Raw genomic sequence first — 22,124 nt, forward strand, 5'->3', positions numbered from 1 at the left:
CGGTATTCCTGATTGACCGCAGCCGTGTGCGGTCGTGCCAAAAGGTTTCTTATGCCAGCACGGCCACCGCCTTGATCTGCGCCCACAGCGCCTGGCCGGGGTGCAATTGCAACTGGTCGCGGGAGAACCGCGTGATCCGCGCCAGCAACGGCGTGCCATCCGCGTCCAGGCGCACCAGCACATGGGCGCTGTTATCCGCCGCGATCTCCTGGGTAACCGTCACCGGCAGGCGGTTGAGGATGCTGCTGTGCTCTCCGGCGTGCAGGCTGAGGCTGACGTCGCGCGCCTGTACCTTGACCCGCAATGCCTTGCCCAACGCCAGCGGTGCATGGGCCACGCGCAGGTGCTGGGCACTGTCGGGCAGTTGCAGCGTGAGCAGATGGTAGTGATCGTCGTAGGCGCTGACGCTGCCGTTGATCACCACGCCCGCGTCGTCCCCCAACGCCAGGGGCAGGTCGAGCCGCGCCAGGGTGTCGCCGATGGGACCACTGGCCAGGGCCTTGCCGTCGCTGAGCAATACGATGTGATCGGCCAGGCGCGCCACCTCATCCTGAGCATGGCTGACGTATAGCACGGGGATGTCCAGTTCGTCGTGCAGGCGTTCCAAGTAGGGCAGGATTTCGCTTTTACGCTTGCTGTCGAGGGCGGCCAGGGGTTCATCCATCAACAGGAGTCTTGGGCTGGTGAGCAGGGCCCGGGCGATACCGATGCGCTGACGTTCACCGCCGGACAAGTGTTGGGGGTGACGCTCCAGCAGATGGCCGATCCCCAGCAACTCCGTGGCCTGGAGCATATCCACCCGGCGTTGCGAGCGCGGGATGCGCTTGAGGCCGAACTCCAGGTTGGCCCGCACCGATAGATGGGGGAACAGGCTGGGCTCCTGGAACACGTAGCCGAGCGCGCGCTTGTGCGGGGGCACGAACAGGCCGTTGCGGCTGTCTTGCCAGACTTCATCGTTGATCTGGATAAACCCATCTTCGGCCCGCTCCAGCCCGGCAATGCAGCGCAGGCAGGTGGTCTTGCCGGAGCCGGAATGCCCGTACAGCGCAGTCACCCCTCGGCCGGGCACATGCAGGTCCACGTCCAGGGCAAAGCCTGTGTACTTCAAGTTCAGGCGCACATTGATCATCGGCATCAACTCCAGCCCATCCTGGTTTTACGGCTGGAGTAGAGCGCCAGCAACACGAGGAACGCGAACACCACCATGGCGCCGGCCAGCCAATGGGCCTGGGCATACTCCATGGCTTCGACATGATCGTAGATCTGCACCGAGACCACGCGGGTCTTGTCGGGGATATTGCCGCCGATCATCAGCACTACGCCGAATTCTCCGACGGTATGGGCAAAACCCAGGATGGACGCGGTGATAAACCCCGGGCGCGCCAGGGGCAGGATCACCGTGAAGAAGGTATCCCACGGATTGGCGCGCAGGGTCGCGGCCACCTCCAATGGGCGTGTGCCGATGGCGGAAAAGGCGTTCTGCAACGGCTGCACCACGAACGGCATGGAATAGATCACCGAACCGATCACCAACCCGGCGAAGCTGAAGGTGAGGGTGCCCAGGCCCAGCCATTGGGTGAACTGGCCGAAGTAGCCGTGGGGGCCCATGGTCAACAGCAGGTAGAAACCGATGACGGTGGGTGGCAGCACCAATGGCAAGGCCACCACCGCGCCAATGGGACCGCGCCACCATGAACGGGTGCGCGACAGCCACAGGGCAATCGGAGTGCCGATGACCAGCAGGATCACGGTGGTCAGTGACGCCAGTTTGAGGGTCAACCAGATTGCGGAAAAATCGGCACTCGACAGGGGCATTTACTTGCTCAGTTCATAACCGTAGGACTGGATGACGGCGGCGGCTTTCGGCCCTTTGAGGTAGTCGACCAGTGCCTTGGCTGCAGCGCTGTCCTTGCCCTTGTTGAGGATCACCGCGTCCTGTTTGATCGGGTCGTGCAGGGCGGCCGGGACGATCCAGGCCGAGCCGCTGGTGACTTTGCCGTCTTTATAGATCTGCGACAAGGCCACAAAACCCAACTCGGCGTTGCCGGTGGAAACGAACTGAAAGGCCTGGGTGATGTTCTGGCCTTCGACGAGCTTGTCCTTGACCTGCTCGGTCAACCCTACCTTGGCCAATACCTGGGTGGCGGCGAGGCCGTAAGGCGCGGCTTTCGGGTTGGCGATGGACAGGTGCTTGAATTCATTCCTCTTCAACACCTCGCCCTTGGCGTCTACATAACCTTCCTTGGCCGACCACAGCGCCAGGGTGCCCACGGCGTAGGTGAAGCGCGAGCCCTTGACCGTGTCGCCTTCGCTTTCGAGCTTTTGCGGGGTGGTGTCGTCGGCACTCAGGAACACTTCGAACGGCGCGCCGTTCTTGATCTGCGTGTAGAACTGCCCGGTGGCGCCGTAGGCTGCGACCAGTTTGTGGCCGGTGTCTTTTTCGAAGTCGGCGGCAATCGCCTGGATCGGTGCGGTGAAGTTGGCCGCTACGGCCACCTGGACTTCATCGGCGTGGGCCGCTGCGGTCGCGAGCAACGCAACCAATGCCGCCAGGCACGTGGGTACAAAGCGAGGGGTATTGAAAGTCATGAACGGCTCCGTTTGAGAAGGTGCAGAACCTGGTGCCGATTATAAGGGACGGGCGCTGCCAGGCGCTGTATGTATAGGTATATAGCGTAAAAATGGCAAGGGAAATCCATCCTTGGAATCGATGTCGGCGTGCGGTCGAGATTTCCTCCCGTCGACACCCCCATGGCTGACAGCCGGGCGCTGGTCGCAACGCGATAGTGAGCGGCGTATTGATCTGAAACGGAAGCACATCATGGGCAAGGAATACGCTTACATCGACGTGGGCGCGACAAACACCGAGAGCAGCGAGGCTTACACGCAAGCATGGATAGAGCGGGTATTGGCTCAATCCACGCTGGAACCTCAGGCCAAGGCACTGATCCGGGCGGACGCCCTGATCCCCGTCGAATTCTCGGTATTCGATACCGATGACAGCCAGCGACAGCCGATCATTGTCGAGAACGAGTCGTTGCCGCTGTGGCACATCCTCAACGATCGGTTTCCCTGGCAGGCATATGCCGGCAAGCAGCAAAACACCGACAGCGTACAAACCAAAGTCCTGATGCCGTATTTCTACGATGAGGTGGCACGGGAGCTGAATTTCACGCGATTTTTCCTCGGTCGCATCCGCGTCGGTGGGCAGATCCACGCGGGCTTTTGGGTGCAGCATGAGTTGATGATGCCTTACCAGGCGGTACTCAAGACCGAGGTGGTGGTGCTATCGGTGTGGAACACCCACGCCGAAATGATGGCGGAAATCTGGTTCGACCTGCCTCCCACATCCCGGGGGGCCAACCAATGGCCCAAGGCGATCAGCCTGGAGTGGCCGGGCATGCGCATGGGTGTGCAGTCGGGCAGCCGCTTCGAGTATTCAGCCGATACGAGCCAGAACCGGCTGTGGCTCAAACCCTTCGAAGAGCCGGTGGGGGTTGCGATCTTGAGTATCCTTGCGCGGTGGACACTCAAGGACGTGCAGCTGCCAGACACTCACATAGAGCCCAATCAATTGCTCAAGGTGACCCTTGGCAATCTTCCAGGCGGTGCGCCAGCGCTGGAATACTCGATCACCGTCGCCCAGGAATATCGAGCGTCAGGACGCTGGCAATATTATCTTGCGGTCTATTTGAATCACCGTTGTCCTTGGGTGAACTGCGGGGTGATGGATGAAGAGGGCGTGATCCGCGCACAAAGTGACCAGCAGAATGTCTGGTTCGTGCGCAGCGACGCCTCCCAGGCGTCTTTTTCGATACAGATATTGCCTGGGGACCTGGCGCAGTGGCTGGAGGGCGTGCCGACGTCGATACAGCCGGTTACGCCCCCCAAGGCCTGGCAAAAATGGGACAACCTGCTGAGCAGTGTGTGGAACGCCGAACTTTCCAAGGACTATATCCAGAACCTTATCGAGCGCTGCCTGAACAAGTCCGGGCTGCCGCAACGGACGCAGGATCGGTTCAGGGACGAAAAACGGTTTCGCTATAAATACCAGGTGGGCTACCCGGTCTATTCGGCGGGCATGACCGCCTATGCGCCACCGCGCTACAAGCATTTTTCTTTCTTGCAGGTGCTGACGGGCGAGCCGCAGCGCACGGCGTATTTCCAGGAAACCATCGCCAACATCCATGTCAGCGGGGAACCGCTGTCGAGCGTGGAAGTGCGCACCCTGGGCCGCTTGCGCGACATCCTGTATGAAACCTTTGTCGCCGATATCGACGAACTGGCGCGCAACACCGACTACAAACAACTGTTTGGCGAAACCTGCGAGGCCTTGGCCAAGGTCCGCGCGGCACAGTTCCTGGTCGATGATGCTGAGCAGGATGTGTCCCTGCGTGAACTCGCCCATCGTTTTCTCAAAGGGGAAGTCAAGCCGCGCCTGCTGCTGTTCCGGGAAAAAGTGGTGCCCAATGCGTTGGTGCTCAAGCTCAGTTCACAGAAGGCGCTCCTCATCTCACTGAACATGGCAGAGCTCACTTGGGCGGTGTGGCAGCCCAGCGGCGTGGCGGGGCACCCCAGTGACGACTTGATGCGGTTTATCACGCACCACCTGCCATTTCCGGAAAAACTCAGTGTGGAGCGCTCGGATTTCTATCCGCAGAAAAAGCGCTACGGCTATCACTACCGCCGCGTGCCACCGCAGCCGGTGGCTTTCCGGGAGGTGACGAACATCAACGATGCGCTGTATGAGATCGGTATCGGCGAACTCAAGCACATGATGAATTACGCGGTATTTTCCTCCGATGAAGAGCGGCGCCTGGCGAAATGGGGCCTGTTCAAGGTCGCTACCCGCGCGGTGTCCAGCCTGGTGATAGCGGCGGTCGGTCCCGCTTCGGGCGTCGGGGCTTTGCTGTTGTCCGGCGGTGTCGGCCTGATCGCCAATGTCGCGGACGCAAGCTTCTCCTACCAACTGGCCCGCAGCATGGACCGACCCGAGGATTACGCCGCCTATGTGTATGAGTGCAAGTTGGGCGTCTTGCTGGGCGTGGTGGAGCTGGTTGCCGACGTTACCCTGGCCAGGGGGCAACTGCGCACGCTGTTGAAACGGTCGGCCCAGACCGGGAAGTTGCTGTTGCCGGCCTTGAGATCCCGTGAGCGCCCGGCCCCCCCTGTTTCCCTGGAACAGGCGAGCGCCTCCACGTTATTCCTGCCCACATCAGCGGACCTGCTGGGCATGCGCGGTCGTGTGGAAAAGCTTTATCGCGACGCCAATAAGCTGGCCGAATTGGCGGGCGACTCCGAGGCTTCGAGTACAGGCGGCTTCGTTGAGTCCAAGCGCTGTGCGGACTACCTGTCAAGCCAGTCCTGGGACGTACAGGCTATCGGCGTCTTGCTGTTCGCCGAACCGGACGACCCGCGTCCCCAGTGCCATTTCGCCCTGTCGGTTCGCAATGAAAGTGATGCGGCGGTGCTGGACACGGGGTTGGGGCGCCTGGACCCTTCGGCGCAGCAACTGGCCTATTTTGATTCCATCGCCGGTTGGGAGCAGCGCGTGCAGCAAGCACCGGCGTCGAGCGGCAAATTGGTGGTCTACAAGCTCTACGCCAACCTCATCGAGGCCAGCCATGAGCTCAACACGGTGTTCCGGCTGGGAGTGAGTTGGGGGCGTTTCTTCAATACCGGCAGCTATTCGGTCCTCGCGTGTCCGCAGCGATTTATCACCGCCATCCAACGCCAACTGCCCAGGTTATGGGATGTGCTTTCCCGGGAGCTGCCAGGGGGCGCGTCGCAGCTGACGACGGCTTTGCAAAATACGCCGCAGCCGTTCGATCACGCCGGCCTGTTGCTGCAGGTCAGTAACCTGCGGGGCTTGATCGATGAATCCGAGGATATGTTGCGCCGTACCGTTGGGGTGCCTGTGGTTGGCAACCTCAGGGCGCAACTGCTGGGGGCTTTCCGGAGCTGGCGCCACGAGTCGCTGGAAGAGTATGTGGAGCTGATGGACAGCGTTATCGCAGAAGAGGCGGAGTTGGTGCGCGGAGCATTGGCTCACCTGGACCAATTGCAATCGGGCCTCGCCAGCCCGATTGCCACGGCGGAGAACGCCCTGGTCGATTGCGTCGACTGGATCGCACTGCGGGCCGGCCAGGAAGACGACGACTGGCGCAGTTTGCTGCGCAGCGAAATCGAACGCTATGTCACGGGGGATCGCGCCAGTGCGGACCTGTGTACAAGGGCGCAACTCGACTACCTGCACCAGACGCTGGCCGCCCATCGCGAAGTGCAGATACACCACGTACTGGGGGCCAGCTACGAACGACTCTCCATGAGCACTGGCCAGGCGCTGTTTGCTATCGGGCTGAAGTTGATCAACGCCATGGTCACCCATCGGCAGTCCGATTGCTTCTTCGCCTTGATCATGACCTGCCAGCCCTACGAGAACAGTAACGAGCACTTCGCCCGCATCATCTACGGTATCCACGCCCTGCGGCAAAAGCGCTTCATGGTACTGACCCAGGCCCACGAAAACCGGCTGAGCGGGCTACGACCTGCGGAACCTGTACCGCTCTAGTCCGGCGTGCGGGTAAGCCTCTTGAGGGCTTGCGCGGCGAGCAGCGTGGTCAGTTCGCGCGTCGACAGTGCGTGCTTGAGCCCGACGGCCTGCCCGGCCCACTGAGAGCCAAAACCGGCTTCCTCCCTGGCCTTCAATGGCATCAGCGCGCCGCCTGCCAGAGGAAAGGCCGGCGCCGCCGGGTTCACCGGGCCCAGCTCACGCATCAGGCGATTCAAGAGGCCACGGGCAGGGCGTCCGGTGAACAGGTTGGTCAGCGCTGTGCCACTGGCCTGGGCCGTCAGCAAGGCCAGATGGTGGGCCCGGCTGAGCGTCGCCTCCGGGGTGAACAGGTACGCGGTGCCGATCTGCACCGCCGAGGCTCCGAGGACGAAGGCCGCAGCAATACCGCGCGCATCGCCGATTCCGCCGGCGGCGATTACCGGGACGCTCACTGCGTCCACCACTTGCGGGACCAGGGCCAGCGTGCCGATCTGGCTGCTCAGGTCCGAAGCCAGGAACATTCCCCGATGCCCGCCGGCCTCATACCCCATGGCGATAATCGCGTCGCAACCGTGCCGCTCCAACCAGATCGCTTCCTCGACCGTGGTGGCCGAGGACAGCACCTTGGCCCCGGTCGCCTTGACACGTTCCAGCAGGCTTTTTTCCGGCAGGCCGAAATGAAAGCTCACGACCTCGGGGCGGTGTTGCTCCACCACTTCGCAACTGGCGACGTTGAACGGGGCGCGATTGGAGACCGGGGTCGGCGCATCAAAATCGGCGCCCAGTTCGCGGTAGTAGGGTTCCAGCAAGGCCTTCCAGTGGCGATTGCACTCCTCATCCGGCTCCGGCGGCTGATGGCAGAAGAAATTGACGTTGATAGGCCCGGTACTGGCATGGCGCACGGTGGCCAGGGTTTCATGCAGTTGCTCGATGCTCAGCATCGCCGCGGGGATCGAACCCAGCGCACCGGCCTGGTTGGCGGCAATCACCATGGCGGCGCTGGTCGCACCGGCCATCGGTGCCTGGATGATGGGCACGTCGATGCCCAGCAGGTCGAGAATACGGGTGTCTGGCCAGGTGCTCATGGGACGTGTCTCCAGTATCAGTGAGGCTTGTCGCTGTTTTAACAGGGCCCTTGGCACCCGGCCAGTCTGTTTTATTCACTGGACGAGGGACGCTTTTCGTGCGCGTCAGTGGTCTCTTTCCCGCTCCAGCAGCTGCCGCTTGCGTTCAACCCCCCAGCGATAGCCGGATAGATCGCCATTGCTGCGCACCACCCGATGACAGGGGATCGCTACCGCCAGGCTGTTCGCCCCGCAGGCCTGGGCCACCGCGCGAAAGGCCTTGGGCGCGCCGATGCGTTGGGCGATCTGCCCATAGCTGGCCGTGCTGCCCACCGGAATCTCGCGCAGGGCCTGCCACACCCGTTCCTGGAACGCGGTGCCACGCAAGTCCAGTGGCAAGTCCAGGCCCAGGGCCGGCGCCTCGATAAAGCCCACCACCTGCGCGATCAGTTGTTCGAAACGGCGGTCGGCCCCCACCAGGTTGGCCCTGGGGAATTGATCCTGCAGGTCGCGCACCAGTTTGTCCGGGTCATCCCCGAGCAGAATCGCACACACGCCACGGGCGCTCTGCGCCACCAGGATTGCACCCAGCGAGCATTGCCCGACGGCGAACAGAATATCGTTGTTGGTGCCGCCGGCCTTGTAGTCGCTGGGCGTCATGCCGAGCCGTTGGTTGGCCGACTCATAAAAGCGGCTGTTGGAATTAAAACCGGCTTCATACAGCGCGTCGGTTACCGAATGCGGGCCCTTGAGCCCCTCGCGGACCTTGCGTGAGCGATGGGCGCTGGCGTAACCCTTGGGGGTCAAGCCGGTCACGCCTTTGAACACCCGGTGGAAATGGAACGGGCTCAGGCCGGCCCGGCTCGCCAGCGTGCTGAGGCTGGGCGCGGTGTCGGCGTGTTCGATCTGCCGGCACGCGTCAGCCACCAATTGCGCATGCTGCGCAGCCAGTTGTGTCTGGTCACCGGCTGCGCGTTTGCTGGCGCGATAACCGGCGGCCTCGGCCTGTGCCGGGGTGTCGAAAAACTCGATATTTTCCGGGCGGGGCAATCGCGAGGCGCTGCTCGGGCGGCAATACACACCGGTGGTTTTCACGCCGTAGACGAACAGCCCATCGGCTTTCGGATCGCGGGCAAGAATCGCAGCCCAGCGCGGATCTTGTTCGGTAGTCATGGTTGGCACTCTTGACGGATCCTGGCCAGATTAGCCGTGCTGCAGTGGCCTGGCACTCCGAAGCTTGCGGTCAAATCAGCCGGCGGTGCGAAAAGTGAGGTTGATACGTTGCGGGCCCATGATCGGGTGCACGCCTTCCTTGATCGGCATCACCCCATGAAAGCGCAGCCGATCGACCCCGCCCCAGACCACCACATCACCATGGAACAGCGAGACCTTGCGGGTCTTGTCACTGCGGGCGTGGCCACCGAACAGGAAAACTGCCGGCAGTCCAAGGGATATCGACACGACGGGCTCGCTGTAGCGACGTTCATTCCTGTCCTGGTGCAAGGACATTTTCGCGCCCGGAACATAACGGTTGATCAGGCAGGCGTCGGGGGCAAAGTCGACAAACCCGGCGTCTGCCGCGGCTTCTATGGCCAGTTGGCGCAAGGTGTCCGGCAGCGCTGGCCAGGGTTGCCGGGTGCGAGGGTCCAGGGGCGTGTAGCGGTAGCCGCTGGCGTCGCTGGTCCAGCCCAGCGCGCCGCAACTGCTCAAGGCCGCCGACATGGTAAAGCCACCGGGCGTAACCATTTGCCGAAATGGCGATTGCGCCAGCACACGGCGCAGTTCTGGCAGAAGGCGCTCAATACAGGGCAGGGCATAGCCCCTTAACACGTAGGACTGTTCGCCGATCTGCTCACGTGCTGCGGGTTGTTGCAGGGCGTCATCGGCGAACAGGTCATCAGTGGGGCCGGGCATTGCCTTACAGCGCCTTGCTCACGTTGATGTCGCTGATGACATCGCTGGCATCGTGGATTTTCGCCAGGGCTTGCAGGGCCTCTTCCACGCTATTGTTCGTCAGTTGGGCGAACTCAAAGCGGCGTTCGCCGTTGAGCTTGTACTTGATCACGTATTTGGTGGTAGCAGTCACGGTGATTTCCTCTGGCGTCTTCGAGTCAGCTCAGCTTGGTGCTGGTGCGACGTACGATGCGAATCTTGTGGGACAGCGCCGGCTTGCGGGTGACGCTGATCGCGCGACGCGTCACCACGTCCAGGGTGATGTTCCAGAACCCGGTGCTGGGTGCGGTGATCTTGGCGGGGAACTTGTCGAAGGCGCCGCCGTGGTATGTGTGGCGACCGCCATTCTTGAAGCTGCGAAAGTTCGCGTCGCTCATCAGGCGAATATTGCAAGTCTGCGAGCATTCGATGACGACAATGTCTCCCTCGTTGAGGTGCTCGCGCTGGTGGATAAATTTCATGAGGGTGTCTCCAGAAGGGCTTTTTCTGCAAAATCAGAATGATACGTAGGTTAAGATAGAGTTTATCAGCCCCAGCGCGTTTATTATCGGCCCGTCTTCAACGGCGTCGACAATTTAAAACAGTTATTTACCGAGTTATCAGGGATAAATCCTACGTGGGCGGGAGAAAATTACCATCTCCGCTGTCGTAGGGTCTTTATTGGAGGTTTTGTATGAAGTGGAGTGTGTTGGTTCTGGCCTTGGCGATAGGTGGGTGTGCTTCGGTTGCAGATATCAAGCAGACCCCGCCGACGTTGGCCGTCATTTCCGGGAAAAAACCCCAGGAGTATGCCGCGTGTGTGGTAAGGAAACTGTCGGCTACTCGTCGGCCGCCGCAGATTGAACCGCATAAAGATGGTGTGCAGGTTATCGTGCCGCAGAAATTTTCCGCCGATCCTTCGGCTATTTTCGAAATTGAAGAGCGCTCCAGCGGTAGCAGCATCAAGCTCTACGAGAGCATGTCCAACGTGCCGATCCGCCCGGGTGATGTGAAAAAAGCCGGGGAAGAGTGCATTTCCGGTTGAGGCCGCTGGGGAAAGCCGATATGAAGCGTGAACACGTCAAGGCCCGCCATGCCGAGGGTGAAATCTCGGCCACCCATGTCATCCAGAATCCCGCCGACCTGGGCGAGTGGATCGTGTTCTTCAAGAAAAGTGGCGGTCGCAGCTTTTTTCTGGTGGATGATCAGGATGAAGTCGAATCCTTTGCCAGTCTTGACGAACTGAGCGAAATCCTTCGGGAACTGGGGATCAAATTCGCCGAGATCCACCTGTAACCCGCGGGGTTACTTGCAGACTACCACCACACTGCGACTTTTGTAGTTGCCCACATCCTGGCCCAGGGTCTTGTCGCTTTCCTTCAGCGATGGCGTGCCTTCAGTGCCGACAATGCGATAGCCGGTGCCTGCGCAGGAGGCATCGGCTTTTTCGTAGCAACTGGCCCAGGAGTTGGCTTCGCCTGAACAGTCGATGGTCAGGCCTTGCTCGCCGTTCTTGAGGTAGACATCGGATGTGGTGGTGCAGCCGGCGAGTGCCAGTACCGCAGTCAGTGCCAGAAATTTGTTCATGTGTGTTCGTCGTCGAGGGTGTGGGAGGGGCGCTGACACTGTCGTGGGGCGTTTTTGGAAGATTATAGCGAACTGCCATCTAGGTACAGGCAAAACCAAAAAAGCCCCGTAAGTCGGGGCTTTTTGCATAGGCATGGAGGCTTACTTGCCCTTCGGCCTTTTGCTCGACGCGTGGCCCGCTTCATCCACAAACACTTCGGCGACTGCGATTGCCATGCTTTCGGTCTCGAAAACACCGGCGACGCTGTCTCCGTGGAAGTTGATCAGGTGCCAGCCGTCCGCTCGCTTGGTGATCAGGTAGCCGTTCACGCCTTTTGGTTCTGACATCTATTAACAATCTCATGGTCTGATTCAAGGGTGCAATGATAGCGCCAAATGTTCCAGGACCGCGCAAGTTATTCCAGGTCAGTGTTCCAGCCTGAAAAGCGTGCTAAAAGGGTTGCAGCCCCTTTAAGCATGAGCAGGCGGCTTTTTTTAGCGTGCCGGCAGAGCCGCTCTTTGTAAGATCAGCGGAACTTACGCCGACATTTTTTCTCTAGATGACATCGCAACGCCAGCAGGACCCATTGTAAGGTGACTGCGGCCTGATTAGACTGCGCCGAATTCCGTACGCACAGCCCTTTGTAAGGACTTATATGATCAAGAAATGCTTGTTCCCAGCAGCCGGTTACGGCACTCGCTTCTTGCCAGCGACCAAGGCCATGCCCAAAGAGATGCTGCCGGTGGTAAACAAGCCACTGATTCAGTACGGCGTCGAAGAGGCATTGGATGCCGGTCTGAACGAAATCTCTATCGTCACCGGTCGCGGTAAACGCGCACTGGAAGACCATTTCGACATCAGCTACGAGTTGGAAAACCAAATCAAGGGCACCGACAAGGAAAAATACCTGGTCGGTATCCGCAAGCTGCTGGACGAGTGCTCTTTCTCCTACACCCGCCAGACTCAGATGAAAGGCCTCGGCCACGCCATCCTGACCGGTCGCCCATTGATCGGTGACGAGCCGTTCGCCGTAGTACTCGCGGATGACCTGTGTGTAAACCTGGAAGGCGACGGCGTACTGACCCAGATGGTCAAGCTGTATCAGAAATACCGTTGCACCATCGTTGCGGTTCAAGAGGTCGATCCTCAAGAGACCAACAAGTACGGCGTGATTGCCGGTGACGACATTGGTGATGGCCTGATCCGCGTACGCGACATGGTCGAGAAGCCGGCGCCTGAAGATGCACCGTCGAACCTGGCGATCATCGGTCGTTACATTCTAACCCCGGACATCTTCAAGCTGATCGAAGAAACCGAGCCAGGCAAGGGTGGCGAGATCCAGATCACCGACGCCCTGTTGAAGCAGGCCAAAGACGGTTGTGTGATCGCCTACAAGTTCAAGGGGCGTCGTTTTGACTGCGGTGGCGCCGAAGGCTACATCGAAGCCACCAACTTCTGCTACGAGCACTTCTACAAGACTGGCAAGGCTTACTGATTCACGCAGGCCTGCCTTTGAAAAAGCCACCTTCGGGTGGCTTTTTCGTTTTTCAGCCCCATGTAAGTCGGTATGCTGATGTCCTGCCGAGGAGAATGAAATGGCCTACGATTTTGACCTGTATGTAATTGGCGCCGGTTCCGGCGGTGTTCGCGCGGCGCGCTTTGCTGCGGGCTTTGGGGCCAAGGTGGCCGTGGCGGAAAGTCGCTACCTGGGCGGCACCTGCGTGAACGTTGGCTGCGTGCCGAAGAAACTGCTGGTGTACGGTGCGCATTTTGCCGAGGACTTCGAGCAAGCCAGTGGCTTTGGCTGGTCCCTGGGTGAAGCGAATTTTGATTGGCCGACCCTGATCGCCAACAAGGATCGCGAGATCAACCGCCTCAATGGCATCTACCGCAACCTGCTGGTCAACAGCGGCGTGACCCTGCATGAGGGGCATGCGCGCCTGGTTGATCCGCACCAGGTGGAAATCAATGGCGAGCGCTTTACGGCCAGGCACATCCTGATCGCTACCGGGGGCTGGCCGCAGATTCCGGATATTCCGGGGCGTGAGCATGCGATTGGCTCCAATGAGGCGTTCTTCCTCAAGGCGTTGCCCAAGCGTGTGCTGGTGGTGGGCGGTGGTTATATCGCGGTTGAGTTCGCCGGGATTTTCCATGGCCTGGGCGCGCAGACCTCGTTGCTCTATCGCGGCGATCTGTTCCTGCGCGGCTTTGATGGTTCGGTGCGCACGCATCTGAAGGAAGAATTGACCAAGCGCGGCCTCGACCTGCAGTTCAATGCCGATATCGAGCGCATTGAAAAGCAAGCCGATGGCAGTCTCAAGGCCACCTTGAAAGATGGTCGCGTGCTGGAGGCCGATTGCGTGTTCTATGCCACTGGCCGACGTCCGATGCTGGATAACCTGGGCTTGGAAAATACCGGCGTGAAACTGGATGAGCGCGGTTTCGTCCAGGTGAACGACCAGTACGAGACTACTGAAGCTTCGATCCTGGCGATCGGTGACGTGATCGGCCGTGTGCAGCTGACGCCGGTGGCCCTCGCCGAAGGCATGGCCGTAGCGCGTCGCTTGTTCAAGCCCGAGCACTACCGCCCGGTGGATTACGCAATGATCCCGACAGCGGTATTCAGCCTGCCGAATATCGGTACGGTCGGCCTGACGGAGGAGGAGGCGAAGAAGAGCGGGCACAGGGTGCAGATCTTCGAAAGCCGGTTCCGCCCGATGAAGCTGACCTTGACCGAGTGCCAGGAAAAAACCTTGATGAAACTGGTGGTCGACGCGGACACCGACAAGGTCTTGGGCTGCCACATGGTCGGTCCGGATGCGGGCGAGATCGTCCAGGGCCTGGCGATTGCGCTCAAGGCCGGCGCGACCAAGCAGCACTTCGATGAAACCATCGGTGTGCATCCCACGGCGGCAGAAGAGTTTGTCACCATGCGCACGCCTGTGTCCGACTGATCAGGCTGGCGGTGTTGCCTCTGGCGCCGTTGCAACGGCGGCGGCCAGGCGCAAGGCTTCGATAGTGGCGTGGGCCTTCATAAGTTCCAGTTCCAGGCGCTTGTTGGTGTGCCCGTGCTCAGCCAGCGCTTGTTGGCGTGACTCACTTTCAAGCAAGGCCACCCGCAGGCGCTCCTGAAGGAGAGTGCGCTCGCTGTCGATCTGGCTCACGTGTTCGCTCAGCTTCAGTTGCTGGGCCTGGTCTTTGCGGGTTTGCTCCTGCAGCGCAGCCAGTTCCTTTGCCGTCACTCGGTGCTCGATCAGCAGGCGCTCGTTGTCACGGTGCAGCTGGGTGATTTCGTCCTGGCGAACCATTGCGCTTTGCTGGGCTTGGCGCAGCTCTGCCTGTACTTGCTGCAGCTGGCCTTCGTGGCGCCGTTGCTCCTGCTCGCGCTGCTCCTTGATCGCATTGCGGTAGTGCTCCAGCGCCTCGCGGGCGTGCAGGTGCTTTTCTTCCAGCGAGCGAATCTGTTCGTCCTTGTCGTTGATCCTTAGCTCGTAATCGCTGCAGGCCTGGCTGAGCCCGGCGTTGCGCGTTTGCTCGGTTTGCAGACTGGTACTGGTGGTTTGCAGGGCAGCGCTTTCTTCTGCCAGTGCAGCCGCCTGAATATCGAATTGTTGCTTGAGTTCGCCGTGAGCTTCTTCAAGCGCCTCGATCTGGGCGAGCAGGGCGGATTTTTGCTGTTCGAACTGCGCTAGGGCCAGGTCAATCGGCTCTTGAGCCTTGTCCTTCAAGCGCTGCGCCAACCGTGCAACCAGCTCACCCAGCTCGTCGTCGATCGGCGCTTCGGTGATAGTCAGGCGGGCTTCGCTGTCGTCCAGCTCCTTCAAATAGCGGTGGATCGTGGTTTTCGAGCCGGTATTGCCCATCTCGATGCGTACCGCGTCGATGCTGGGGTTCTCGCCACGGGCAAGGATCGCCAGGCGTGCCGTTTGAACTACTGCTTTATTAATGCCGCCGCGAGCCATGGGGTCTCCGTCGATTTAGTACTGTGGTATGTATTATGTAGATACATACTCTAACACGAATAAAAACTCGTTAAAATTCATGATTTAACAGATGGGATATTGGCGTATTATCCCGTGTCATGAGCGACTGGAGCGCTTATACCTCTGCCAGCAGTACGAATAGGCCTCCCATGAGCGATCTGGACCGTTACCTCAACGCCGCCACCCGCGATAACACGCGCCGCAGCTATCGTGCGGCGATCGAACACTTCGAAGTCAGTTGGGGCGGATTTCTGCCGGCCACCAGCGACAGCGTGGCGCGTTACCTGGTGGCGCATGCCGGCGTGTTGGCAGTCAACACCTTGAAGTTGCGGCTCTCGGCATTGGCGCAATGGCATACCAGCCAGGGCTTTCCCGATCCGACGAAAGCGCCGGTGGTGCGCAAGGTGCTCAAGGGGATTCGCGCCGTGCACCCGGCGCAGGAGAAGCAGGCCGAGCCGTTGCAACTCAGGCATCTGGAGCAGGTCGCGGCCTCCCTTGAGGCTGAAGCGCGAGAGGCCAGTGAGGCGCATGACCCACCGCGGTTGCTGCGCGCCAAACGTGACACTGCGCTCATCCTGCTGGGCTTCTGGCGCGGTTTCCGTAGCGATGAGTTGTGCCGATTAAGTATCGAACACGTGCAGGCCACACCCGGTGCAGGCATCAGTCTGTACCTGCCGCGCAGCAAAAGTGACCGCGACAACCTCGGCAAGACCTATCACACCCCGGCGCTGCTGCGCCTGTGTCCGGTGCAGGCCTACAGCGAATGGCTCAGCGCCTCGGCTCTGGTGCGCGGTCCGGTATTTCGCGGTATCGATCGCTGGGGAAACCTGGGGGAGGAGGGCTTGCACCCCAACAGCGTGATACCGCTGCTGCGCCAGGCGCTTGAGCGTGCGGGCATCGCCGCCGAGCAGTACACCAGTCACTCGCTGCGTCGGGGCTTTGCCACCTGGGCCCATTCCAGCGGGTGGGACTTGAAGTCGTTGATGAGTTACGTCGGCTGGAGCGACATGAAATCCGCCATGCGCTATGTTGAAGCGACGCCCTTTCTCGGCATGACATTGGCCACTCAACCGCTGCTTTGAGATTTCTTCTATTAATACCGTCACCTGATAGGGAAAACCAATCGTCAGCATCAGGTTTGCCAATGAGCCATCTGCCGAGAGAGTGGGTAGGATTCACCTCATCAACTTCTTAACCCCTGACGGAGAGTCAACGATGCCTATCATCAACAGCCAAGTAAAACCGTTCAAAGCAACTGCATACAAAAACGGCAACTTCGTAGATGTGACCGACGCTGACCTGAAAGGCAAATGGTCGGTAGTGTTCTTCTACCCAGCCGACTTCACCTTCGTTTGCCCAACCGAGCTGGAAGACCTGGCCGACAACTACGCCGAATTCCAGAAGCTGGGCGTCGAAATCTACAGCGTTTCCACCGACACCCACTTTGCCCACGCTGCCTGGCACAACACTTCGCCAGCCATCGGCAAAATCCAGTACACCATGATCGGCGACCCGACCCTGACCATCTCCCGCAACTTCGACGTCCTGATCGAAGAAGCTGGCCTGGCTGACCGCGGTACCTTCGTGATCAACCCGGAAGGTCAGATCAAGATCGTTGAACTGAACGACGGCGGTGTTGGCCGTGACGCTTCCGAGCTGCTGCGCAAAATCAAGGCCGCTCAATACGTTGCTGCCCACCCAGGCGAAGTGTGCCCAGCCAAGTGGAAAGAAGGCGAGGCTACTCTGGCTCCGTCCCTGGACCTGGTCGGCAAGATCTAAGTCTGTGAAGACGTATCAAGGGCGGAACTCCGCACTTAAGTAAGCTGCATCCGCCCTCAAAACGCCCGGGCGACAGTCGCTCGGGCGTTTTTTTGTCTGCAATAAACCGAATTAATAGGAAATCGCCCGTATGTTGGACGCCAATCTTAAAGCTCAGTTGAAGTCATACCTGGAACGGGTCACCCAGCCGATCGAGATCGTCGCCTCCCTCGACGACGGCGCGAAATCCCAGGAAATGCTTGCCCTTCTGCAGGACGTAGCCAGCCTCACCACGCTGATTACCCTGAAGACCGATGGCGATGATGCGCGTAAGCCATCGTTCTCCATCAACCGCCCGGGTGCCGAGATCAGCCTGCGTTTCGCCGGCATCCCCATGGGCCATGAATTCACTTCGTTGGTGCTGGCCCTGCTGCAAGTCGGTGGCCACCCGTCGAAGGCCAGTGTCGAAGTCATCGAACAGATCCGCGCGCTTAAAGGCGAGTTCAGTTTCGAGACTTACTTCTCGCTGTCCTGCCAGAACTGCCCGGACGTGGTCCAGGCGCTGAACCTGATGGCCGTGCTCAACCCGAATATCCGCCACGTCGCCATCGACGGCGCGCTGTTCCAGGCTGAAGTCGACGAGCGTCAGATCATGGCGGTGCCGAGCGTCTACTTGAATGGCGTGAACTTCGGCCAGGGCCGCATGGGCCTGGAAGAAATCCTCGCCAAGCTCGACACCAGCGGCATTGAAAAAGCCGCCGAAAAAATCAGCGCCAAGGAGGCCTTTGATGTGCTGGTCGTCGGCGGTGGCCCAGCCGGTTCCGCAGCCGCCATCTACGCCGCACGTAAAGGTATTCGCACCGGTGTTGCCGCCGAACGCTTTGGTGGCCAGGTGCTGGACACCATGTCCATCGAGAACTTTATCTCGGTACAGGAAACCGAAGGGCCGAAACTGGCCAGCGCCCTGGAAGCCCACGTGCGTCAATACGACGTGGACATCATGAACCTGCAGCGCGCCAGCAGCCTGGTGCCGGCGAAGAATCCCGGTGACCTGCACGAAATTCGCTTTGAAAGCGGTGCGACCCTCAAGTCCAAGACCGTGATCCTGGCCACCGGCGCCCGCTGGCGCGAAATGGGTGTACCGGGCGAGCAGGAATACAAGGCCAAGGGCGTGTGCTTCTGCCCGCACTGCGATGGTCCGCTATTCAAGGGCAAGCGTGTGGCGGTGATCGGCGGGGGCAACTCCGGCGTTGAAGCGGCCATCGACCTGGCCGGTATCGTCAGCCATGTGACCTTGCTGGAGTTCGACAGCAAGTTGCGCGCCGATGCGGTATTGCAGCGCAAGCTGTACAGCCTGCCTAACGTTGACGTGATCACCAGCGCGCTGACCAGTGAAGTCAAAGGCGATGGCCAGAAAGTGACAGGCCTGGCCTACAAGGACCGCGATACCGGTGAGTTCAAGACCCTCGACCTGGAAGGCATCTTTGTACAGATCGGCTTGCTGCCCAACACCGACTGGCTTAAAGGCACTGTGGAACTGACCCCCCGTGGCGAGATCATTGTCGATGCCCGTGGCGAGACTTCACTGCCAGGTGTGTTCGCCGCCGGTGACGTGACGACCGTGCCGTACAAGCAGATCGTGATTGCGGTAGGCGAGGGCGCCAAGGCTTCCCTGAGTGCTTTCGATCACCTGATCCGTACCTCCGCTCCGGCGTAAGCCCAGGTCAGGAAACGAAAAACCCCATGAGTGATCATGGGGTTTTTTGTTGTGTGTTGAAACTTACAGCGGCGCTGGCTGGATGATCTCGACCCAGTACGCATCCGGGTCCTTGATGAACGCCAGGCTTTTCATGCGGCCATCGGTCAGGCGTTTCTGGAAATCGCAGCCCAATGCTTCGAAGCGTTCGCATGCGGCGACAATATCGGGCACCGAGATGCAGATATGGCCGAAGCCCCGTGGATCGGTGTTGCCGTTGTGGTAGGCGAAGTCGGCATCGTTTTCGGTGCCGTGGTTGTGGGTCAGTTCCAGGATGCCCGGGATCGACTTCATCCATTGGGTGCGCGCGGCGGCGTCGGCCGGGATCTGGGATTTGTCCACCAGGGCCAGGAAGTACAGGCTGAATTCGGCTTCCGGGAAGTCGCGCTTTTCAACCAGGGAAAAACCCAGGACGCGGGTGTAGAAGTCCAGGGACTTGGTGATGTCCTTGACCCGCAGCATGGTGTGGTTGAACACGAAGTTCGAGGTGGCGGTGTCAGGTTGGGCGGTGACGCCCGGGAAGGTGTTCAGTTCGTGCAGGCTCATGGGCCCTCCAGAAAAAAATGGGGCAAACGCGGCTCCAGGTAAGAGGAGCGTTCCCTTGGCTTGCGGCTGGCGTCCGTGCAGCCGGGCCATGATACGCAAGGCCCGCTTGCTGCGCCAAATGAAAAAGCGCGCGCAGGTCTTGCGACCGGCCGGTGGCGGGGCTCACACTTTGTCGCTTGAACCTTGGGTGTCTTTTGCAATGATCGAATGTCGTATACCGCTGTTGAGCGCTCTGTGTTTGCTGTTGGCCAGCCCCTGGGTGTGGGCGGGCGCCCCGGAAATTCACTGGCCCAGCGGCTGGCAGGTAGAAGAGGTGGTGCCCGACGGCGACGCGCCGGCCACGCGGCAGCCGGTCTCGCGGCAGCGTGCGATCAAGAACGACGAAAATGGCAACACATTGATGGTGATGGAGTTGACGGGGACGCCGATCGAGGCCGGGCATAACGTTAATCTCCAGGGCGTATTGCTGGAGATGCGCAAGTCCATCCAGAAAGATTTTGCCCAGGGCGGTTATCAAAGTGTATGCAGCAAGATGCACTCGACAACACTGAGTCGCCTTGAGGCCGTGGAAACTACCTGTGTGATTACCGAGAATGGACGGCACGTCCTTTCGCAAACATTGGTGGGGGCTGTAGATACCGATAAAGCGTATGTTTTTTCATACGCGGGTCAAGCCGATGCCTACGAAGCCAGCAAGGATGAAGTCAGTTCGGTGCGCGCCAGCCTCAAACTTTAAGTGGGTTTCGCCCGTCGATTCTCAACAAGGTGAAATGTTATTTAAGTTCGGTTTCGAACCCTTGAATAAAAAAGCCCCGCATGTGCGGGGCTCTTTGTTAGTGCGCTGCGATCAGCCGCGAAGCCAGGAGTCTACAGTGGCCGCGCCATACTGTTCTTTCCAGGCCTTGAGGCCACGGTGGTTACCGCCCTTGGTTTCGATCAGTTCGCCAGTGTGCGGGTTGTGGTAAACCTTGACCACGCGCGCACGGCGCTGTTTGGGTGCGCTGGCGGTGGCAGCGCTGGTCTTGCCCGGGTTTGGATCAAGGATCAGGATAATGTCGCGCAGGCCTTTGCCGTAGGTTTTCATCAGTCCTTGAAGCTTTTCTTCGAATTCGATTTCTTTCTTCAGGCCGGCGTCGTTCTTCAGGGACTCCAGCTGGGCGAGCTGCTCTTGAAGGGCTTTTTCTGCTGCGCGAAATTCGGCGAGTCTGGACAAAATCTGTACTCCAATAGTGTATTTGGCTGATGTCAACTACAGACAAAGCTATAAGCCAATAGCGTTAAGGCGACTCACAGAAGAAGTCGTCCTGCGAGTTCTGCACAGGCAAGAAAAATTGTAGTAGTTAATCCGCCACGAGTAAATCACGTCTTTTGTCGTATTAACATTATTTCAACGCCGCTAGTGCGTGCCTATTGAATGGCTGGCCAGGTTTTTAATGAAATCATCGCAGGGTAAAGGCCTTCCAAACAGGTAACCCTGCAGGAAATCCACACCATGAGCGGCCAGGTATTCGCACTGCTCGGCAGTCTCTACACCCTCGGCAACGATGCCCAGGTCCAGCTTGCCGGACAATTCGATGATGCTGTCCAGAATATGCCGCGATAGTGCATCGGCACCGATCATGGCGACAAAACTCTGGTCGATCTTCAAGTAGTCCACATTGAAGTTACGTAAATAACCCAGGCTGGAGTGACCGGTACCAAAGTCATCGATGGCAATCATCACGCCCAGTTGATGCAAGGCGTCGAACAGTCGACGGGTAATATCCGTGGGCTCGATCAACTCGCGCTCGGTCAGCTCCAGCACCAAGGTCACCTGGCCCGGCGCAAAGGCGGCGAGAAATTCACGGCAATCCTCCACCAGTGCAAGGTCGTGGCAATGGCGCGCGGTGATATTCACGCCGATATGGAAGCCCGGGCTGAACTGCGTCGCATGGGGCGCCAGTTGGGTGGCGGTCTGGCGCAACAGGGCACGGGTCATTGGCACTATCAGGCCGGAATGTTCGGCCAGCGGGATAAACAGATCGGGCCGGACCAGGCCTTCCTTGGGGTGCTGCCAGCGCATCAGCACTTCGCAGCCGGCCCATTCGCGGGTGTCACCGCGCACCACCGGCTGGAAGTACGGGATGAACTCATTGGCCCCCAGCGCCCGTTGCAGCTCATGGGTGGGCGCCGAGGAGCGCTTTTGCAGCCAGTGCGCAAGCAGGCCCGCGAGGACGCCAAAGAACACCACCAGGCTGAACAGCGCCGGGTAACGTGCCTGCATATAGCGCCACACTTCACCGGCCGGCATGCCGGCGTCGACGCTGTAGCGATAACGCTCGGACGCCAGGTGATGATGGGCCACGGCAAATACCGGGACTGCAGTGTCGTGCACGTTGCCATCGGCGCCGAGCCAGTGAGGGCCGACTTGCAGCACAAGCTGCGCATAGCGGCTGATCAGGCGCAGGGCGTTGGTCAGGTGATAGCCGTCGATGGAGGCAAACGCCGCTTTGTCGCCGTCGACCAGGCGGTAGACCAGCAGCGCGGTATCCGGCGTAACCGGGTTGCCGTTCATCAGCCACAGGCGGCCATCGACGTAGTCATCCGGGTTTACCGGTGACTCGTAGTTGCTGCCGAACAGGGAGCTGCAATAAATGTTTTTCTGCCAGGACAAGGTCGTCGCCCGCACAAACGGCCGGCGCGTGACCTGTTCACGCAGCGCCAGTTGCGCGCCACTGTCACACGGCTGTCCGGCCAGGGGCAGCAAGGCCTGGGCGGCGAGGGCGGTATTGTCGAGCATCAGGTCGAATTGACGTACGGCTTCCTGGGCGGTTTGCGCGGTGCTTTGTTCGAGGGTGCGTTCGGCTTGCCAATACAGGATGGCCGCACCGAGCAGGATCGGCAGCACACCCGCCAACAGGCTGATCGCATAGCGGGTGAGAAGTCTTCGCGGGCCTTTGACAGTGAGGGGCATGGGTTCAGGCCT

The 22,124-nt window shown here is 59.9% G+C and carries 23 protein-coding genes; 9 read left to right on the plus strand and 14 right to left on the minus strand.

The features are described 5' to 3' along the window. Positions 1 to 49: 49 nt before the first annotated feature. From modC to modA, 3 genes are read right to left on the minus strand one after another with little or no spacing between them, the layout of a single operon-like run. Positions 50 to 1,129 carry a molybdenum ABC transporter ATP-binding protein gene (modC, locus tag BFP99_RS07275; protein WP_065927785.1) on the minus strand — a complete coding sequence of 360 codons (1,080 nt, stop codon included), beginning with the start codon at positions 1,127 to 1,129 and terminating at the stop codon, positions 50 to 52. A 5-nt stretch (positions 1,130 to 1,134) separates the two neighbouring features. Then, positions 1,135 to 1,815, minus strand: coding sequence for a molybdate ABC transporter permease subunit (modB, locus tag BFP99_RS07280; protein WP_065927477.1), 681 nt, complete (start codon positions 1,813 to 1,815; stop codon positions 1,135 to 1,137). Then, on the minus strand, positions 1,816 to 2,589 hold the full coding sequence (modA, locus tag BFP99_RS07285) for a molybdate ABC transporter substrate-binding protein (RefSeq protein WP_065946962.1): 774 nt from the start codon (positions 2,587 to 2,589) through the stop codon (positions 1,816 to 1,818). Positions 2,590 to 2,821: 232 nt separating this feature from the next. Here modA and BFP99_RS07290 point away from each other — a divergent pair, with 232 nt between their 5' ends. Continuing rightward, complete coding sequence (locus BFP99_RS07290; protein ID WP_065946963.1) at positions 2,822 to 6,571, plus strand: hypothetical protein; 3,750 nt, start codon at positions 2,822 to 2,824, stop codon at positions 6,569 to 6,571. On the opposite strand, the gene BFP99_RS07295 is transcribed toward BFP99_RS07290, so the two are convergent. From BFP99_RS07295 to BFP99_RS07310, 5 genes are all read right to left on the minus strand, one after another. Beyond that, a complete protein-coding gene (locus BFP99_RS07295) occupies positions 6,568 to 7,638 on the minus strand; it encodes an NAD(P)H-dependent flavin oxidoreductase (protein ID WP_065946964.1) in 1,071 nt (356 codons plus the stop codon). The two genes, BFP99_RS07290 and BFP99_RS07295, sit on opposite strands and share 4 nt — an antisense overlap. Before the next feature lie 105 nt (positions 7,639 to 7,743). Beyond that, the gene (ada, locus tag BFP99_RS07300; protein ID WP_065927481.1) at positions 7,744 to 8,790 is read right to left on the minus strand and encodes a bifunctional DNA-binding transcriptional regulator/O6-methylguanine-DNA methyltransferase Ada; all 1,047 of its coding nucleotides are present in this window, start codon (positions 8,788 to 8,790) and stop codon (positions 7,744 to 7,746) included. 75 nt (positions 8,791 to 8,865) lie between these two features. Continuing rightward, positions 8,866 to 9,531 (minus strand): DNA oxidative demethylase AlkB, encoded by a 666-nt coding sequence (gene alkB / locus BFP99_RS07305; protein ID WP_065927482.1) that lies wholly within the window; start codon positions 9,529 to 9,531, stop codon positions 8,866 to 8,868. A gap of 4 nt (positions 9,532 to 9,535) precedes the next feature. Beyond that, positions 9,536 to 9,703: a hypothetical protein gene (locus tag BFP99_RS33230; protein ID WP_162844264.1), complete on the minus strand. Its 168-nt coding sequence runs from the start codon at positions 9,701 to 9,703 to the stop codon at positions 9,536 to 9,538. Between the two features lie 25 nt (positions 9,704 to 9,728). Further along, a complete protein-coding gene (locus BFP99_RS07310; RefSeq protein WP_003173824.1) occupies positions 9,729 to 10,031 on the minus strand; it encodes a DUF1883 domain-containing protein in 303 nt (100 codons plus the stop codon). A gap of 212 nt (positions 10,032 to 10,243) precedes the next feature. On the opposite strand from BFP99_RS07310, the gene BFP99_RS07315 reads away from it, so the two are divergent. Next, the gene (locus BFP99_RS07315; RefSeq protein ID WP_027606592.1) at positions 10,244 to 10,594 is read left to right on the plus strand and encodes a hypothetical protein; all 351 of its coding nucleotides are present in this window, start codon (positions 10,244 to 10,246) and stop codon (positions 10,592 to 10,594) included. 20 nt (positions 10,595 to 10,614) lie between these two features. Then, entirely contained in the window at positions 10,615 to 10,845 is a 231-nt protein-coding gene (locus tag BFP99_RS07320) for a hypothetical protein (RefSeq protein WP_027606591.1), read from the plus strand. Between the two features lie 9 nt (positions 10,846 to 10,854). On the opposite strand, the gene BFP99_RS07325 is transcribed toward BFP99_RS07320, so the two are convergent. Both BFP99_RS07325 and BFP99_RS07330 read right to left on the minus strand, forming a co-directional pair. Continuing rightward, positions 10,855 to 11,136 (minus strand): hypothetical protein, encoded by a 282-nt coding sequence (locus BFP99_RS07325; protein WP_027606590.1) that lies wholly within the window; start codon positions 11,134 to 11,136, stop codon positions 10,855 to 10,857. Between the two features lie 141 nt (positions 11,137 to 11,277). Further along, the gene (locus BFP99_RS07330) at positions 11,278 to 11,463 is read right to left on the minus strand and encodes a hypothetical protein (protein ID WP_017528082.1); all 186 of its coding nucleotides are present in this window, start codon (positions 11,461 to 11,463) and stop codon (positions 11,278 to 11,280) included. Positions 11,464 to 11,771: 308 nt separating this feature from the next. On the opposite strand from BFP99_RS07330, the gene galU reads away from it, so the two are divergent. Both galU and gorA read left to right on the plus strand, forming a co-directional pair. Beyond that, entirely contained in the window at positions 11,772 to 12,611 is an 840-nt protein-coding gene (galU, locus tag BFP99_RS07335) for a UTP--glucose-1-phosphate uridylyltransferase GalU (protein WP_003212579.1), read from the plus strand. Positions 12,612 to 12,711: 100 nt separating this feature from the next. Beyond that, positions 12,712 to 14,070, plus strand: coding sequence for a glutathione-disulfide reductase (gorA, locus tag BFP99_RS07340; protein ID WP_065946965.1), 1,359 nt, complete (start codon positions 12,712 to 12,714; stop codon positions 14,068 to 14,070). Here gorA and BFP99_RS07345 read toward each other — a convergent pair whose 3' ends face one another. Then, positions 14,071 to 15,078, minus strand: coding sequence for a DNA-binding protein (locus tag BFP99_RS07345; RefSeq protein WP_065946966.1), 1,008 nt, complete (start codon positions 15,076 to 15,078; stop codon positions 14,071 to 14,073). A 170-nt stretch (positions 15,079 to 15,248) separates the two neighbouring features. Here BFP99_RS07345 and BFP99_RS07350 point away from each other — a divergent pair, with 170 nt between their 5' ends. The 3 genes from BFP99_RS07350 to ahpF all read left to right on the plus strand — a co-directional run bounded on the left by BFP99_RS07350 (position 15,249) and on the right by ahpF (position 18,574). After that, positions 15,249 to 16,181 carry a site-specific integrase gene (locus BFP99_RS07350; RefSeq protein WP_065927486.1) on the plus strand — a complete coding sequence of 311 codons (933 nt, stop codon included), beginning with the start codon at positions 15,249 to 15,251 and terminating at the stop codon, positions 16,179 to 16,181. 133 nt (positions 16,182 to 16,314) lie between these two features. Beyond that, the gene (ahpC, locus tag BFP99_RS07355; protein ID WP_003173835.1) at positions 16,315 to 16,878 is read left to right on the plus strand and encodes an alkyl hydroperoxide reductase subunit C; all 564 of its coding nucleotides are present in this window, start codon (positions 16,315 to 16,317) and stop codon (positions 16,876 to 16,878) included. A gap of 130 nt (positions 16,879 to 17,008) precedes the next feature. After that, entirely contained in the window at positions 17,009 to 18,574 is a 1,566-nt protein-coding gene (gene ahpF / locus BFP99_RS07360; RefSeq protein WP_065946967.1) for an alkyl hydroperoxide reductase subunit F, read from the plus strand. 63 nt (positions 18,575 to 18,637) lie between these two features. On the opposite strand, the gene gloA is transcribed toward ahpF, so the two are convergent. Then, complete coding sequence (gene gloA / locus BFP99_RS07365; RefSeq protein WP_053129696.1) at positions 18,638 to 19,159, minus strand: lactoylglutathione lyase; 522 nt, start codon at positions 19,157 to 19,159, stop codon at positions 18,638 to 18,640. 199 nt (positions 19,160 to 19,358) lie between these two features. Between gloA and BFP99_RS07370 the strand changes: the two genes are divergently transcribed. Beyond that, positions 19,359 to 19,895: a DUF4946 domain-containing protein gene (locus tag BFP99_RS07370; RefSeq protein WP_065947029.1), complete on the plus strand. Its 537-nt coding sequence runs from the start codon at positions 19,359 to 19,361 to the stop codon at positions 19,893 to 19,895. Between the two features lie 111 nt (positions 19,896 to 20,006). On the opposite strand, the gene BFP99_RS07375 is transcribed toward BFP99_RS07370, so the two are convergent. Together BFP99_RS07375 and BFP99_RS07380 are read right to left on the minus strand one after the other, a co-directional pair. After that, on the minus strand, positions 20,007 to 20,372 hold the full coding sequence (locus BFP99_RS07375; protein WP_065927488.1) for a histone-like nucleoid-structuring protein, MvaT/MvaU family: 366 nt from the start codon (positions 20,370 to 20,372) through the stop codon (positions 20,007 to 20,009). 183 nt (positions 20,373 to 20,555) lie between these two features. Then, a complete protein-coding gene (locus BFP99_RS07380) occupies positions 20,556 to 22,112 on the minus strand; it encodes an EAL domain-containing protein (protein ID WP_065927489.1) in 1,557 nt (518 codons plus the stop codon). Positions 22,113 to 22,124: the final 12 nt, after the last annotated feature.

This window comes from Pseudomonas sp. 1 R 17, assembly GCF_900067035.1.
In the GTDB taxonomy this organism is placed as follows: domain Bacteria; phylum Pseudomonadota; class Gammaproteobacteria; order Pseudomonadales; family Pseudomonadaceae; genus Aquipseudomonas; species Aquipseudomonas marginalis.

Coding starts and splice junctions, on each gene's coding strand:
- BFP99_RS07320 (WP_027606591.1), top strand. CDS start 10,615: ATGAAGCGTGAACACGTCAAGGCCCGCCATGCCGAGGGTGAAATCTCG.
- BFP99_RS07310 (WP_003173824.1), bottom strand. CDS start 10,031: ATGAAATTTATCCACCAGCGCGAGCACCTCAACGAGGGAGACATTGTC.
- BFP99_RS07330 (WP_017528082.1), bottom strand. CDS start 11,463: ATGTCAGAACCAAAAGGCGTGAACGGCTACCTGATCACCAAGCGAGCG.
- BFP99_RS07295 (WP_065946964.1), bottom strand. CDS start 7,638: ATGAGCACCTGGCCAGACACCCGTATTCTCGACCTGCTGGGCATCGAC.
- BFP99_RS07370 (WP_065947029.1), top strand. CDS start 19,359: ATGATCGAATGTCGTATACCGCTGTTGAGCGCTCTGTGTTTGCTGTTG.
- alkB (WP_065927482.1), bottom strand. CDS start 9,531: ATGCCCGGCCCCACTGATGACCTGTTCGCCGATGACGCCCTGCAACAA.
- BFP99_RS07350 (WP_065927486.1), top strand. CDS start 15,249: ATGAGCGATCTGGACCGTTACCTCAACGCCGCCACCCGCGATAACACG.
- gorA (WP_065946965.1), top strand. CDS start 12,712: ATGGCCTACGATTTTGACCTGTATGTAATTGGCGCCGGTTCCGGCGGT.
- BFP99_RS07325 (WP_027606590.1), bottom strand. CDS start 11,136: ATGAACAAATTTCTGGCACTGACTGCGGTACTGGCACTCGCCGGCTGC.
- modC (WP_065927785.1), bottom strand. CDS start 1,129: ATGATCAATGTGCGCCTGAACTTGAAGTACACAGGCTTTGCCCTGGAC.
- modA (WP_065946962.1), bottom strand. CDS start 2,589: ATGACTTTCAATACCCCTCGCTTTGTACCCACGTGCCTGGCGGCATTG.
- BFP99_RS07345 (WP_065946966.1), bottom strand. CDS start 15,078: ATGGCTCGCGGCGGCATTAATAAAGCAGTAGTTCAAACGGCACGCCTG.
- ahpF (WP_065946967.1), top strand. CDS start 17,009: ATGTTGGACGCCAATCTTAAAGCTCAGTTGAAGTCATACCTGGAACGG.
- BFP99_RS07380 (WP_065927489.1), bottom strand. CDS start 22,112: ATGCCCCTCACTGTCAAAGGCCCGCGAAGACTTCTCACCCGCTATGCG.
- BFP99_RS07290 (WP_065946963.1), top strand. CDS start 2,822: ATGGGCAAGGAATACGCTTACATCGACGTGGGCGCGACAAACACCGAG.
- ada (WP_065927481.1), bottom strand. CDS start 8,790: ATGACTACCGAACAAGATCCGCGCTGGGCTGCGATTCTTGCCCGCGAT.
- ahpC (WP_003173835.1), top strand. CDS start 16,315: ATGCCTATCATCAACAGCCAAGTAAAACCGTTCAAAGCAACTGCATAC.
- BFP99_RS07315 (WP_027606592.1), top strand. CDS start 10,244: ATGAAGTGGAGTGTGTTGGTTCTGGCCTTGGCGATAGGTGGGTGTGCT.
- galU (WP_003212579.1), top strand. CDS start 11,772: ATGATCAAGAAATGCTTGTTCCCAGCAGCCGGTTACGGCACTCGCTTC.
- gloA (WP_053129696.1), bottom strand. CDS start 19,159: ATGAGCCTGCACGAACTGAACACCTTCCCGGGCGTCACCGCCCAACCT.
- modB (WP_065927477.1), bottom strand. CDS start 1,815: ATGCCCCTGTCGAGTGCCGATTTTTCCGCAATCTGGTTGACCCTCAAA.